11 protein-coding genes, 1 tRNA gene and 1 riboswitch are annotated in these 13,453 nt (G+C 62.5%); of the genes, 5 read left to right on the top strand and 7 right to left on the bottom strand.

From position 1 onward, the window contains the following. Window positions 1-6: 6 nt before the first annotated feature. Window positions 7-1,374 (bottom strand): MFS transporter, encoded by a 1,368-nt coding sequence (locus tag AB4Y87_RS01965; protein ID WP_442002812.1) that lies wholly within the window; start codon window positions 1,372-1,374, stop codon window positions 7-9. 210 nt (window positions 1,375-1,584) lie between these two features. Between AB4Y87_RS01965 and AB4Y87_RS01960 the strand changes: the two genes are divergently transcribed. After that, complete coding sequence (locus tag AB4Y87_RS01960; protein ID WP_442002811.1) at window positions 1,585-2,328, top strand: FadR/GntR family transcriptional regulator; 744 nt, start codon at window positions 1,585-1,587, stop codon at window positions 2,326-2,328. Between the two features lie 116 nt (window positions 2,329-2,444). Here the strand turns inward: AB4Y87_RS01960 and AB4Y87_RS01955 are convergent. The 4 genes from AB4Y87_RS01955 to AB4Y87_RS01940 form a co-directional block, all read right to left on the bottom strand. After that, a tRNA-Cys gene (locus AB4Y87_RS01955) sits at window positions 2,445-2,515 on the bottom strand. A 104-nt stretch (window positions 2,516-2,619) separates the two neighbouring features. Then, complete coding sequence (locus AB4Y87_RS01950) at window positions 2,620-3,093, bottom strand: hypothetical protein (protein ID WP_442002810.1); 474 nt, start codon at window positions 3,091-3,093, stop codon at window positions 2,620-2,622. 68 nt (window positions 3,094-3,161) lie between these two features. Beyond that, window positions 3,162-4,121 carry a formimidoylglutamase gene (gene hutG / locus AB4Y87_RS01945; protein WP_442002809.1) on the bottom strand — a complete coding sequence of 320 codons (960 nt, stop codon included), beginning with the start codon at window positions 4,119-4,121 and terminating at the stop codon, window positions 3,162-3,164. A 73-nt stretch (window positions 4,122-4,194) separates the two neighbouring features. Then, window positions 4,195-5,637: an NCS2 family permease gene (locus AB4Y87_RS01940; RefSeq protein ID WP_442002808.1), complete on the bottom strand. Its 1,443-nt coding sequence runs from the start codon at window positions 5,635-5,637 to the stop codon at window positions 4,195-4,197. A gap of 113 nt (window positions 5,638-5,750) precedes the next feature. On the opposite strand from AB4Y87_RS01940, the gene AB4Y87_RS01935 reads away from it, so the two are divergent. Together AB4Y87_RS01935 and AB4Y87_RS01930 are read left to right on the top strand one after the other, a co-directional pair. Further along, on the top strand, window positions 5,751-6,374 hold the full coding sequence (locus AB4Y87_RS01935; RefSeq protein WP_442002807.1) for a copper resistance CopC family protein: 624 nt from the start codon (window positions 5,751-5,753) through the stop codon (window positions 6,372-6,374). A 174-nt stretch (window positions 6,375-6,548) separates the two neighbouring features. Then, a riboswitch (cyclic di-AMP (ydaO/yuaA leader) is annotated at window positions 6,549-6,717 on the top strand. Window positions 6,718-6,720: 3 nt separating this feature from the next. Next, window positions 6,721-7,491 (top strand): NlpC/P60 family protein, encoded by a 771-nt coding sequence (locus tag AB4Y87_RS01930; protein WP_442002806.1) that lies wholly within the window; start codon window positions 6,721-6,723, stop codon window positions 7,489-7,491. Window positions 7,492-7,578: 87 nt separating this feature from the next. On the opposite strand, the gene AB4Y87_RS01925 is transcribed toward AB4Y87_RS01930, so the two are convergent. Further along, a complete protein-coding gene (locus AB4Y87_RS01925; RefSeq protein ID WP_442002805.1) occupies window positions 7,579-8,271 on the bottom strand; it encodes an FAD-binding protein in 693 nt (230 codons plus the stop codon). Window positions 8,272-8,700: 429 nt separating this feature from the next. On the opposite strand from AB4Y87_RS01925, the gene AB4Y87_RS01920 reads away from it, so the two are divergent. After that, window positions 8,701-9,738, top strand: coding sequence for a universal stress protein (locus AB4Y87_RS01920; protein WP_442002804.1), 1,038 nt, complete (start codon window positions 8,701-8,703; stop codon window positions 9,736-9,738). Window positions 9,739-9,758: 20 nt separating this feature from the next. After that, complete coding sequence (locus AB4Y87_RS01915) at window positions 9,759-12,530, top strand: PEP/pyruvate-binding domain-containing protein (protein WP_442002803.1); 2,772 nt, start codon at window positions 9,759-9,761, stop codon at window positions 12,528-12,530. On the opposite strand, the gene AB4Y87_RS01910 is transcribed toward AB4Y87_RS01915, so the two are convergent. Then, window positions 12,527-13,447, bottom strand: a complete 921-nt coding sequence (locus AB4Y87_RS01910; RefSeq protein WP_442002802.1) for a cation diffusion facilitator family transporter — start codon at window positions 13,445-13,447, stop codon at window positions 12,527-12,529. The two genes, AB4Y87_RS01915 and AB4Y87_RS01910, sit on opposite strands and share 4 nt — an antisense overlap. Window positions 13,448-13,453: the final 6 nt, after the last annotated feature.

Genomic DNA, 13,453 nt, shown 5'->3' with positions numbered 1-13,453 from the left:
GGAGGGTTACGGCTCGGCGTGGTGTCCGGCGCCTTGGGGATCCAGGGCCTCGGCGGGGATGCCTTCAGAGGCCTTACGCTGCCGGCTGAGGGTGACCATGAGAATCGAGGAGAGCAACATGAAGCCGCCGACGACGAACATGGGAACCGTGTAGCCCCCTGTCAGGTCCTTGAGCCAGCCCGTGATGTAGCCGGCGCTGAAGCCTGCCAGGTTGCCCACGGTGTTGATGAGTGCGATGCCCGCTGCAGCTGCTGCACCGGTGAGGAACTGTGTTGGCACGGTCCAGAAGTTGGGCAGCGCTGCAAAGATCGACATGGCGGTGATCGTGATGACGGCGATGGTTGCAGCCGGGGACCCAGCGAACAGTGCCAGCGGGATGCTGACGCCGCCAATGAGGGCAGGGAGTGCGATGTGCCAGGTCCGCACGCCGCGCTTGGTGGCGTCCTTGGACCAGAAGTACAGCGCGAAAGCAGCCGGCAGGTAGGGGATGGCCGTGATCAGGCCCTTTTGGAAGACATCGAACTTGGTGCCGTAGAGGCCTTCGAAGCCGGCGATAATGGTCGGCAGGAAGAAGCCCAGGGCGTAGAGGCCGTAGATGAAACCGAAGTAGATCAGGGAAAGCATCCAGACCCGACCGTTGCCGAACACGGTGCGGACGCTCACGTGCTTGTTGCTGGCCGTGGTTTCCTTCTTTTCCTTTTCAAGGGCGCCGGTCAGCCAGGTCTTTTCCTCGGACGTCAGCCACTTGGCCTTGGCCGGGGAGTCTGCCAGGTAGAACCAGGCGATGATGCCGATGAGGATCGCGGGGATGGCGACGCCGAAGAACATAAAGCGCCAGCCCTCAAGGCCGAAGAACACGCCGTGCTGCTGGATCAAGGCGCCTGCAAGCGGCGCGCCGATCACAGTGGTGAGGGGCTGGGCCAAGTAGAAGAGGGCAAGGATCTTGCTGCGGTGCTTCGAGGGAACCCAGAGGCTCAGGAAGAGGATGGCGCCCGGGAAGAATCCGGCTTCTGCCACGCCCAGGATGAAGCGCAGGATATAAAGCTGGTCCACGTTTCCTACCCAGGTGAAGAGGAGGGAAACGATGCCCCAGCTGACCATGATGCGGGCAAGCCAGCGGCGGGCGCCGAACTTGTGAAGGGCCAGGTTACTGGGGACTTCAAGAAGGATGTAACCGATAAAGAAGACGCCGGAGGCGAAGCCGAATTGGGCCGCTGAGAGAGCCAGATCGTTGTTCATGCCGTTGGGGCCGGCGAACGAGATGGCCGTGCGGTCCAGGTAGTTGATGAAGAACATCAGGGCGACGAACGGCACCAGCCGGATAGCCACCTTCTTGATTGCGGATTTTTCGACCACCGATTGTGTGGTGTCCACATTGACTCCTAGATGTTGGTATCCCTGCGGATCCTGCTTTGGATGCGCCGGGCTGACTCGTGTCCTTGCCGGGTATGGACCGGCGATGGCGAAGCTTGTGATTTAAACCATAAGAGCCAATTCCAAATTGGTCAACCGGTTGACGAGTTAAACTTTTTGAAGCCATTTCACTCCGGGATCAATTGGTCATCCGGTTGCTACGCTGTGAAGGTGTCAGCGAACTCCGCCGCAGCAGCGGCCCATATGACGGCAGCCCTTGCCCCCATGGAGCAAGGCTCCGTTGTCTCCGAAGTAGCTGAGCGGCTGCTCGCCTACTTCACCAGCGGCGACATCGCGCCCGGTACGCGACTACCCGCCGAGCGCCAACTAGCTGCCTCCCTCGGTGTCGGTCGTTCAGCTGTTCGCGAGGCACTGGCCGCGCTGGAGATCCTAGGGATCGTGATCGTCCGTCCGGGGTCGGGAACGTACCTGCGCGACGGCGTCTCCGAACTCTTGCCTCGTACGCTCAGCTGGGGGCTCATGCTTGGCGAGCCAAGGACCCGCGAGCTGGTCGAATTGCGCAGCGGGCTGGAGGTTCAGGCTGTGGAACTAGCGGCCCTCCGAGTCACGGATGAGGCCTTGGGCCGTATGCGCGCCAACCTCGACGCCATGGAAAAGAACCTGGACAACCTCGCAGCTTTCGTTGAGGCCGACGCCTTGTTCCACCGCGAGATCGCCCAGGCCTCCGGGAACACGGTCCTCGAAGAGCTCCTGCAGAGCATCCGCTCGCTACTGCGGATCTGGGTCGACCGGGCGCTGACCGATGAAGGCCATGCTGAAGCAGCGCTGCGTGAGCACACCGCAATTTACGAAGCCCTCGTGGCCAGGGACGCTTCAGCGGTTTCCCTGTCCATGCGCTCGCACATGACGACGGCATCGCGTCGGCTTCTGGACGGGTTCGACGCAGCCCAGTAAGCTCTTTCGACCCCGCGAGATGGCACTTAAGCCCAATGTTTGGGCCAAACATTGTGCTTAAGTGCCATCTCGGCGGAGGGGTACCGGTGCTGGTGCGGCAGACCTGACCCCATCAGACGTGGTGGCGGGATTCGAACCCGCGTGCGCTGCTTTGCAGGCAGCTCCCTGGCCTCTCGGGTACACCACGTGCAAACGACACTAGGCGCCCGAACCCGAGCCGATCAAAGTTCATTGCCCCGGCTTTCGCAGGGCTACGTTGGCTTTCGGGGGACTACGTTGCTTTTCCCAGGATTACCGAAAAGCTACGGAACGTTGCCCTTGGTGACGTCCCCGCCGGGCCAGCCTGGAAACTCCCGCGGCCACCAGCAGAGTGAGAATGGCGGCAGCTGCGTGGGTGTAAAGCATCAGGTCGGCAGCATGCACTTCGCCTGAACCCGGCTGACTGTCCGCAGGAACGGCCACAGGCTGCTGGGGCTGCCCGTGCAGATGGTCAAGGAATCCGACGCCGGAAAATGAGCCCCCTAAAGCTTCGAAGCCGAAGAACAGCAGTTGCTGGGCCACGCCGGAGAGCAGCAACAACAGGATGGGCCCATGGATCCAGCGGGAAATCAGTTGTGCGGCCAAGGCAGAGAGGGCAACGAACGCCAGCAGGACGGGCATCGCAGGGGCACCGCCACCGGAAATGACGTGTGCGGCAAGACCGAGCGCGACAGCAACCGGCCCGGCCACCCAAGCCCACTTGTCCTGCAGAGGAGTTGCGCGCATCGCTGTCCTTCCCTTCCCCACAGGTTAAACCCAACAGGTTAAAGCAGGACAGGGACTGGGAACAGGCCCTACGCCAACAGCGTGTTTACAAGCCGTGCTGCCACTTTCGCGGTTCGTCCATCGATATCGAACTCCGGGTTCAATTCGGCAACGTCCAAGTGCAACAGGGTGCCGCTTGCGGCTACTTGGCGGCATATAGCACTAATCACGGGCAGCGGCACCCCGTACGCGGCAGGGGCACTGACTCCCGGCGCCACCGAAGCGGGCAGTACGTCCAGGTCGATCGTCAGGTACAGCACATCGATTCCAGCCACGAAGTCGGCTACGAACGTCTCGACACGCTCTACGGAACAGTCCTCGTCCAGCAAGTACTTCACGCCCAGGCGGTCAGCGGTGTCAAAGAGCGTACGGGTATTGTTGGGCTCCGAAATTCCGACGACGGCGTACCGCAATTCGCGTCCGGCGGCGGTTTCTTCCTGGGCCATCTGGAGGAATGGTGTGCCGGAGCTCGGGGTGGGCTCATCACGCAGGTCAAAGTGGGCATCCAGGTTCAAGACACCCAAGCGCTTTCCGCTTTGCACCGCGTTGGATCCGGCCACGCCCAGGTAGCTGGCAAACGCCGTCTCGTGGCCGCCGCCCAGCACCACGGTGAGGTTTCCGGCGTCGAGCAGTTCCGAGATGGCGCGTCCGGCGCGCTGTTGTCCTTCTTCCAGTGAGTCGCCCTCCACAACCACGTCGCCGGCGTCGAACACGTCACGGTCCAGGTGGAACGCCAGCGGGGCCAGTGCCGAACGAATGGCAGCCGGAGCCGCTGCGGAACCGGTGCGGCCCTTGTTGCGCCGCACCCCGGCGTCGCTGCAGAAACCCAGCACGACGGCGGGACGAGAGGCACCAGGAGTGGCAGGGGAAGTAAGGGGTGCTACGGCCTGCCACCAGCGGCGATGTTCGTCGCCGTCGCCGTCAAAGCGGCCGGTCCATGGCGTGGGAAGGACGTCTACGGAGGGGTTGGTGCTGGTGTTTGGGGCCATGCCTTAAGCACACCCCACCTGCGTGCCAAAAAACAGCTTTAGCGTGCCCCAGTGTCTGAAATGCCGGACAACGCTACTTGACGCCCAACAACTCCTCCACAGTTCCGATGCCGAAGAACAGCAGGAAGGCGGCTGCCACTGCCCACATCAAGGGGTGGACTTCACGTGCACGGCCCTGGAAAGCGCGGATCAGGACGTACGAGATGAAGCCCGCGCCGAGGCCGTTGGCAATGGAGTACGTGAAGGGCATGAGGGCGATGGTCAGGAACGCGGGAATACCAACGCCCCAGTCCTGCCAGTCGATCTTGCCAACCTGGGACACCATCATGAAGCCCACAACCACCAGCGCAGGTGCAACGGCTTCGAACGGGACCAGGTTGATGAGCGGCGTGAAGAACATGGCCACCAGGAAGAGCAGGCCCGTGACAATGGAGGCGAGACCGGTGCGGGCACCTTCGCCAATGCCCGCGCCCGACTCAACGAAGATCTGGTTGGACGACACGGACGCGCCGCCACCAACGATTGCGCCCAGGGCATCAACCTGCAGGACGCGGTCCACGTTGGGAATGTTGCCGTGCTCGTCCACGGTTCCGGCCTCGTTGGCCAGGCCCACCATGGTGCCCATGGCGTCGAAGAAGATGCTGAGGAGGATCACGAACGCCAGCAGCGCAGCAGCCACGAATCCGAGGTGTTCAAAGGCCCCAAAGGGGTTGGCTTTGCCGATCAGGGAGAGGTCCGGAGCGCCCCATTCGGAAAGTGTGGGGGCCACCAGGGACCAGCCGCGCGGGTTGACGTTTTTCCCGTCGAAGCTGGGACCAATGTGGAGCGTGAATTCCAGGATGGCGGCCAGGGCGGTGGACACTACGATGCCGATCAGGATTGCGCCGCGGATCTTGCGCACTACCAACGCGATGGTCAGGATCAGGCCGACGGCGAACACCAACGTCGGCCAACCCATCAACTTGCCCTCCACACCCAGGCCGAGCGGGACAGTAGTGCCTGCGGCATCCGGAATTCGCCGGACAAAGCCGGCGTTCACAAGGCCGATCAAGGCGATGAAGAGGCCAATGCCCACTACGATTGCCGTCTTAAGGGCTTCCGGGACGGCCCTGAAAACGGCCGTGCGGAATCCGGTGAGTACCAGGATGAGCATGGTGACACCCGAAAGCACCACAAGCCCCATCATGTCCGGCCACGTCAGGCCCGGGTGGGAGGCAACGGTCACGGCCACGAACGCGTTCACTCCCAGCCCGGTTGCCACCGCGAAGGGGTGCTTGGCCCAGGCGCCCATGAGGATGGTCAGGATGCCCGCCACGAATGCAGTGGTTGCCGCTACGGCCGTGAAGCCAAGAGATGCTCCGCTCGAGTCTGCCCCGGAGAGGATCAGCGGATTCAGCACCACGATGTAGCTCATGGCGAAGAAGGTCGCGAAGCCGCCACGTATTTCCCGCGAGTATGTGGACTGGCGCTCGGAGATCTTGAAGTAACGGTCGATTGCAGAACCTTGTTTCAGCATGAAGGTCTCCGGGGATCGGGGGAGTTTGCTCTCAAATCCTATGCCCGCCGATGCGGGGTGTCGGGACGATTCGCCTAGTCTGTAAGGAAGCCAACACTAGGAGAAACCGCCCCATGCGTACCATCCGCCCGCTTCTGGCCGCCGTCGTAGCCGCTCTCGCTTTCGCTTCCGCGTTGCTGCTGGGCGCCGCTCCGGCCTCCGCACACGACGTCGCCGAATCAACAACTCCGGCCAACGGTGCGCGGGTAGCTGAAGTGCCGGCGTCGGTGTCGATCACGTTTAACAACCGGCCACTGGCCATCGGTTCGGGCGTAACTGTCACCGCTGGGGGCGAAAACTGGGCAGATGGCGCAGTGGAGATCATCGACAACATGGCTGTCCAGAAGCTGCGTCCGGGCGCTCCGGCTGGCGAATACACGGTGGTGTGGCGCGTGGTCAGTTCAGACTCCCACCCGATTGAGGGAACTTTCAAGTTCACTGTTTCCGGAACCAGCACGACGACGGCGAGCGGCTCAGCAGGCGCCTCCCCATCGGCTTCGGCAGCCGTTCCGACGGCGGGGACGGCAGCGCCCGGTACCGAAAATAGTGAGCCTGCTCCGGCAGCTTCCCAACCCTTCCCCTGGAGCATTGTTGGCCTCGCCGTCGTGGCAATCGGTCTCGTGATCTTCCTCGCTGTTACAGCCCGGAAGAAGCTGGCGGCTCCGAACGAGCCGGATGACGAAAATTCCGCGGAATAACGGGGTTTTCTACATACTAGCGAAGATCTCGAAACGGTCACTGCGACACGCCAAAAACGAACTGCTCGTTACGTAAATGTGACTTTGAAGTGATCTTCCCGTACGGTTGTACTTGTGCCTGTTCCACGTAACGGGCATTTCCGGGCTGATTGCCTAGCTCTGCCGCAGTCCGGAATCCGTTCGCAGACAAACCTACGGCAGAGACGGGGAACCCATTTTGGCCCGCTTTCAGAGCGCGCCTTGGGGTGAAGTCACGAAGCTTCCGCTGCACAGCGGGGGATAGTGGCCGGGTGACTCCCATCCGAATCCGACAGCTAACCTCGCAGGCATCGGGAGAGGCTCTTTCATGTCTTCACGCATTCTTCGCGGCCGTCGTAAGGCGGACAGCGTACGTCCTAATCCGTTCATCTCCATCTCCAAGGCTGTTGCCAGCAACGCATCTGGCGCGGGTCGCCAAGCCGCTGTTATTGCAGCAGCTTCGGGCCTCGTCCTGACAGGCTCCATTGCTGCCCACGCAGCAGAGACCCCTGTTCAGCGCGATTCCAGCCCTGCTACGGTCGCCGAGACCGTCAATGAGGGTCCCACCAAGGTTGTTACGGCCGCCTCCACGGCCACGATCAACTTCGAGCGCCCTGCGGTTGCTTCCGTTGCGGCTCCCGTTATTGAAAAGCCGGCACCCGTTGCTCCGGCTCCGGTGGCCAAGCAGGCCCCAGCAGCGGCCACTGTGAAGGCCGCCGCAACTACTACGGCTACCGCTCCGGTGGCAGCCGCGCCTGCTGCTGCAGCTCCGGCTGTTGGTGGCGTCAACGCTGCAATGGTCGCCTCGGCTTACGCCCAGATCGGCATCATGCAGGATTGCACCGCCATGGTGGAACGGGCCCTCGGCTCCGCAGGCATCCCGGTTGGCGACCTCGCACCCATGCAGTTCCTGAACTACGGCAAGGTTGTCAGCGACCCCCAGCCCGGTGACATGATCGTCCAGTCCGGCCACGTAGCCATCTACATCGGCAACGGCCAGGCCATCAGCGGTGGCATCAACGGCAACCAGACGGGCATCCACCCGATCAGCTGGCTCACCGCAACCGGCCCCATCACGTACGTACGCGCTGGCGCCTAAGCTTCACGCTCCAACTCAAAAGGCCGGTGCCTTCGAGGACTAACGTCTTCGGAGGCACCGGCCTTCTGAGTTAACTTTTGTTCGTTTCTAAGCCAGGGCGATGCCCGGCGAAGCTGGTAGGGCCACCTTGGATGAGATTGCTTGCCCTACTGCCTTGGCTTGCCGGAGTACTTCCTTGGGCGTGGGTGTAATGAGTTCCCCCACGCCTACCAAGTGCATTCCCACGGCACGCATGGCTGCCACGAGGTTCTGGCCTATGGCGATTCCCAAGTCCGTAAGCATTCGGCGCAGTTGGCTCTGGGCGCAGCGCGTCACCACGATGTGGTCGGCCAGAAGAACTCCAGTGGCTGTATGCACGGCCCATTGCCGTGGGGTGGATTCAAGCGGGCCGTAAACGCTCAGCCCAGCCCTCTGGCTGGCCGTGTTCAGGCTTGCTGCGAGTCCGTATCCAAGCTGCTGGGACGAGTCGCCGCCCAGGAAGTCCAGACGAACAGCGCGTGTGGTGGTGCGGACATCCAGGTGATGGCTTGCGGCGTAGTTGCGCAAGTGGCGCAGGATCTCGTTGCGTTCCTGCATTGCCGCGGGGTCCGCTGCGTCGCAGCGCTGGAGCATTCCCGTATGGACCGATGGTCCGGTGGTGGACAAAGTACCAAAGCCATCCAGCACGATGGAACCTACGCCATAGCGGCTGAGCTCGCTGGCAACAGCCAAGCCGGACAGGCCGGTGCCGATCACCACGGTGGTAGTCCGTTCCGTGACGGAATCAGGAGTGAGTGACACTGCTTGGGTTCCTCCTTGACGTGTGTGCCTTTCGGCAGCGCGTGGGATCGCGTCCGTGTTCCCCAAGCGGCCGCAAATAAATGGCCGGGTTGTGTCCTGGGACACTTTTGCCGGCCATTCGGTGACTCGAACACTACCGAACTTTTTCTGCCATGGATAGCCTCGGCGGCAGCGTGTTTTGGATGTTCATCCGCAGCGCAACCTGGAGGGCGGTGAGCGTGCCGAAAACCGAGCCCGGACCGTTATCCACATAGCCCATAGTCGCCTTGATTCGGCATTGCCAACCGAGAATAGTGGGCATTGGAAGGAGAACCCCGCGGGTTTCTTCGGCCTCGGCTATTGGTTGCACGCCAGCAAGGGGACACCGGTACGGAGAACCTCTGGCAGAATGGCCGGAACATCAAGCAGTAGGTGGAGAGGCGGGCCCCAATGGACCAGCACGGCAGACACGTTGAAGAACCACGGGACGACGAGGAGCAGGCAGTGGCGCCTGGTGGAATCGTCGTCGGAGTGGACGGATCCGAGCATGGTCAATGCGCCCTTGTGTGGGCCGCGCGTGAGGCGGAACGGCGCCAACTTCCCCTGCATATAGTCACGGCTTATTCGGTGCCCATCTTCGCGGCATCCGGCCTCGACGGCGGGTACGCCACTGTGGACGATTCCGTGATCCGCGAGGGCGCGGAAGCAATCGTCAAGCAGGCCATGGATAAGGTCTCGAAGTACAACCTCGACGTCGATGCTTCGGTGGAGAATGGCGATGCCGCAGGGGTCCTCCTGGACTTGTCCGCAAACGCCGCGCTCCTGGTGTTCGGCAGCCGTGGCCGTGGCGGCTTCGTTGGGCGTCTCCTGGGCTCGGTCAGCAGCGCCTTGCCGGCTCACGCAAAATGCCCCACCGTAACGGTCCCGCTCTACTGTGCGGACCGTTTGGGCGAGAACACCGAGGACAAGCACATTAAGGCTGAGCACGCCAAGGCCGGGCCGCGCACGGTGGAAAACGTCGTCGCCGTTGGTGTGGACGGTTCAGAGCAGGCGCGCGTCGCTGTCCTTGAGGCAGCCGAACAAGCCCAGCGGATGGGCGCCAAGCTCCGCGTCATTTGTGCGGTGCCGCAATACAGCGGCTCCTTGGCCTGGGTGCCCGCACCTTTGGACCGCGATGCCCTGTTCGCGGACATCAAAGTCCAGCTGGATGCAGGCGTGGCTTGGCTCCGCAGCCATTTCCCGCAGTTGACTGTGGAAACCGACCTGAGGGACGGCTCACCCGTTGACGTCCTGGTTGAGGCCAGCCGGGGCGTGGAGCTGGTTGTCCTGGGTACACGGGGCCGTGGTGGTTTCGCAGGCATGCTCCTTGGTTCCACTTCCGACGGCGTCCTGCATCACGCCAAGGGACCGGTCCTCGTGGTTCCGGACCGGGAGGACCCGCGGCTGGCAAACCGGCCCAAATTCGGACCCATGCTCGGTGCGGCTTAGGCCGCTGGCGCGCACCGTCCATGGATAACCGGGAGCCTGGGAAGCATCGGCAGAAAAACAATGCGGGCGCGGATGTAAGTGGCCCGGTCTTCATTCGGGATATTGCGGACATCCGGGCGGACATGCTCCCCGAGGTAGGTGGCAAGGCCGCCAACCTCGGCGAGTTGAGTGCCGCCCGCCTGCCGGTGCCGCCAGGCTTTTGCCTGACAACGTCCGCCTACCGGTACGCCCTTTCAGCGATTGGCATGGAGGACATCTTTGCGCTTCTGCAGGACGCCGAAGCGTCTGACCTTGACGAGCTGAACAGGCTGGCCGCCCGGGCCAGGTCCTTGGTGCTCGACGCCGGAGTTCCCACCGACGTCGCTGAGGCAGTGCGGGCGGCGTATCGGAAGTTGGGAGACGCTACACCCGTGGCAGTGAGGTCCTCAGCCACGGCCGAGGACCTGCCCTTCGCCAGTTTTGCCGGACAGCAGGACACTTTCCTGAACGTCGTGGGAGCAGACGCAGTCCTGGATGCCGTAAGCCGCTGTTGGGCATCGCTCTGGACGGACCGGGCCGTGAGCTATCGGACAATCAATGGGATAGATCATTCCACAGTGACGCTGGCGGTCGTTGTCCAGGAAATGGTGGATTCCGCGACGGCCGGGGTGATGTTCACGGCCAACCCTGTCACGGGGCGGCGCCGTGAAGCTGTGATCGATGCCAGCCCCGGTCTGGGCGAAGCCGTGGTGTCAGGCGCCGTTAATCCCGATCAGTACGTAGTTGATATGCAGAGCAACTCCATCCTGAAACGGACCCTCGGCGACAGACAGGTAGAGATCCGATCGCTGGCTGGCGGTGGCACTGAACGAATTGAGCGAGCGGGTGGTGCTGAAGCACTCGAAAACCACTCCGTGCAGCCGTGCCTCAGCGATGACCAGATCCGGGCGCTGGCCGATTTGGGCAGGCGCGTCGAGGCCCACTATGGAGCCCCGCAGGATACAGAATGGGCGATCGATTCGTCCGGAAAACTGTGGCTCACACAGGCAAGACCCATTACTACCCTCTATCCGTTGACCTCGCGAGTGCTGGCGACTCCCGGTGAGCACGCATTCCTGAACTTCAGCCTCGCCCAAGGCCTCACCAGGCCTCTGACGCCCATGGGTCTGGCGGGTATCCGCCTGATAGCCTCCAGCGTTGCCCGCAGGGCTGCCTTCGATGTCCCAGATCCACGCTCAGGACCATCGCCTTACTATGAGGCCGGGCAGAGGATCTTCTTCGACTTCACATCCGTGCTTCGCAGCAGGGTGGGCCGGGTCATTGTGCCGCGCATCTTTGACATCATGGAGGCCCGTTCTGCGGCGGTGATTCGTGGCCTTTTCGATGACCCTCGGTTCTCCGTCACCATTAAAACTCCTATAAGACTCATCAGGCACGTTGCGCCCGTTGCGGCTAAATACCGTGTTCCAGAGTCGGCCATCCGGGCTCTTTTCCGTCCCGATGCCGCAATGAAGCGCCAAGAGCAGCTGGAGGCAGAACTCCATCAGGCCCTTCAAGTGCCGGAGGGCATCACCGCCCATCAGCGAATCGCCCACGTACAGAGAATCCTGGGGGAGGAAGTATTCGCAACGGTTCCCCAAGTCCTGCCCCTTCCCGTTCTGGGCTTTGCGATGCTGGGACTCGTCCGGAAAATGCTGGGCGAGCAAGCGCCCTTGGACCAGCTGCAAGCAGTGATTCGTGGGCTGCCCAACAATGTCACTACGGAGATGGACCTTGCACTGTGGCAGCTTGCAAAGGAAATCAGGGATGACCCGGAGGCCCTGGCCTTCCTGAGTTATCCCACACTTGAGGAACTCGTTCGGCAGTTCAAGGACAAGAAACTTCCAGCAGTTGCCCAAGCCGGGCTTGAAGCTTTCCTGCGCACCTATGGGCATAGAGCAGTGGCAGAGATCGACCTCGGCATGCCCCGATGGTCGGACGACCCCACCCACATACTCGGCGTCGTGGTCAACTATCTGCGGCTCGAGCACACTGCGGACGCACCCGACCAGCAGTTTAGAAAAGCTGTTCGGGAGGCAGATGAACAGGTTGCCAGGTTGGTTGCGCGGGCCAGGGCCAAGAGTCCGCTCCACGCCAAGCTGGTGCGAACAGCCTTGGACCGCACACGCCGGTTTGCCGGCATGAGGGAACTCCCCAAATACAACCTCGTCCTCGGCTTGGCTTCGGCACGGGAACAGCTGTTCCTGGTCGGAGCAGAACTGGCAGAGGCAGGGCGGATTGAACGCGCCGAGGATATTTTCTTCCTGGACCTCAACGAAGTAGAGACTGCCCTGGCAGGCAACAAGCTCCACCAACTCGTGGAAGATCGCCGCGCGGACTATGCGCAGGAACTGCGGCGTCGGCACATTCCGCGGGTATTGCTCTCAGACGGAACAGAACCCGAAGCCACCGCTACGGCTGGCGGAACCGCAGGTGCCCCGGGCACTCTTTCCGGCAGTCCGGCGTCGGCAGGCCTCATCACAGCCCCGGCGCGGGTCATCCTGGACCCCGTTGGCGCCCATCTGGAACCAGGGGAGATCCTCGTAGCGCCCTCCACCGACCCCGGCTGGACGCCCCTGTTCCTCACCGCCGGCGGGTTGGTCATGGAAATGGGCGGTCCCAACTCCCATGGCGCCGTGGTGGCCCGCGAATACGGCATACCGGCTGTGGTGGGCGTGCCCGACGCAACTCTGCGGATCAGCTCAGGCCAGATCATCACCGTGGATGGAGCGGCAGGAACGGTTACTACGACCCCAGGTGACGCGCCAAGCTAGGCGTGCTGGTGTGACTCGTGCTCGGAGTGGCTCACGGGCTCCAGCTGGAAGGTGCAGTGCTCGGTGTCGAAATGGCGCCCCAGGCAGGATCCAAGCTGGTCCAGGATGCTGTCTGCCCCGCTGGCGTTAAGGACCTCGTCTTCCACCACAACGTGGGCGGAGAACACGGGCACCCCGGAAGTGATGGTCCAGATGTGGATGTCGTGGGCCTCCACGACGCCGTCCACGGCAAGGATGTGCTCGCGGATCATGTTCACGTCCACACCCTTGGGAGTGGCTTCCAGAAGCACGTCCACAACATCGCGGAGCAGGTGCCATGCGCGGGGGATGATCATGAGGGCGATCAGCACGGAGGCAATGGGGTCAGCGGCAGTGAAGCCCGTCGTCATGATGACGATGGCCGCCACAATAACGGCGATCGAGCCGAGAAGATCGCCAAGGACCTCAAGATAGGCCCCGCGGACGTTGAGGCTCTCCTTTTGGGCCCCCTGAAGGATCATCAGGGAAATGAGGTTGGCTACGGCGCCCAGGATTGCCGCCCACAGCATGACGTCCGTATGGATTTCCGGCGACTCCCCAAAGCGGCGGATGGCCTCGATCATGATCACCACGGCGATGACGATCAGTACGAGGGCGTTGGCCAAGGCCGCCAGGACTTCGGCCCGTTGATATCCGTAGGTCCGTTGATCGCTCGCCGGACGGGTAGCGATCCAGGCCGCCATCAAAGCGATGAATACGCCTGCCGCGTCGGAGAGCATGTGGCCTGCATCGGCCAGCAGCGCCAGCGATCCGGAGACGAGGGCGCCAACGACTTGGATGCCCACCACACCTAAGGTGATGGCCAGGACTGCAATAAGCCGATTGCGATGCTTGCCGGTTGCCGTCACTCCGTGGGAGTGGTTGTGATCATGCCCCATGCTTAC

The sequence above is a fragment of the Paenarthrobacter sp. RAF54_2 genome (assembly GCF_052113945.1).
In the GTDB taxonomy this organism is placed as follows: Bacteria; Actinomycetota; Actinomycetes; order Actinomycetales; family Micrococcaceae; genus Arthrobacter.
This window is presented reverse-complemented; position numbering and strand designations above follow the sequence as displayed.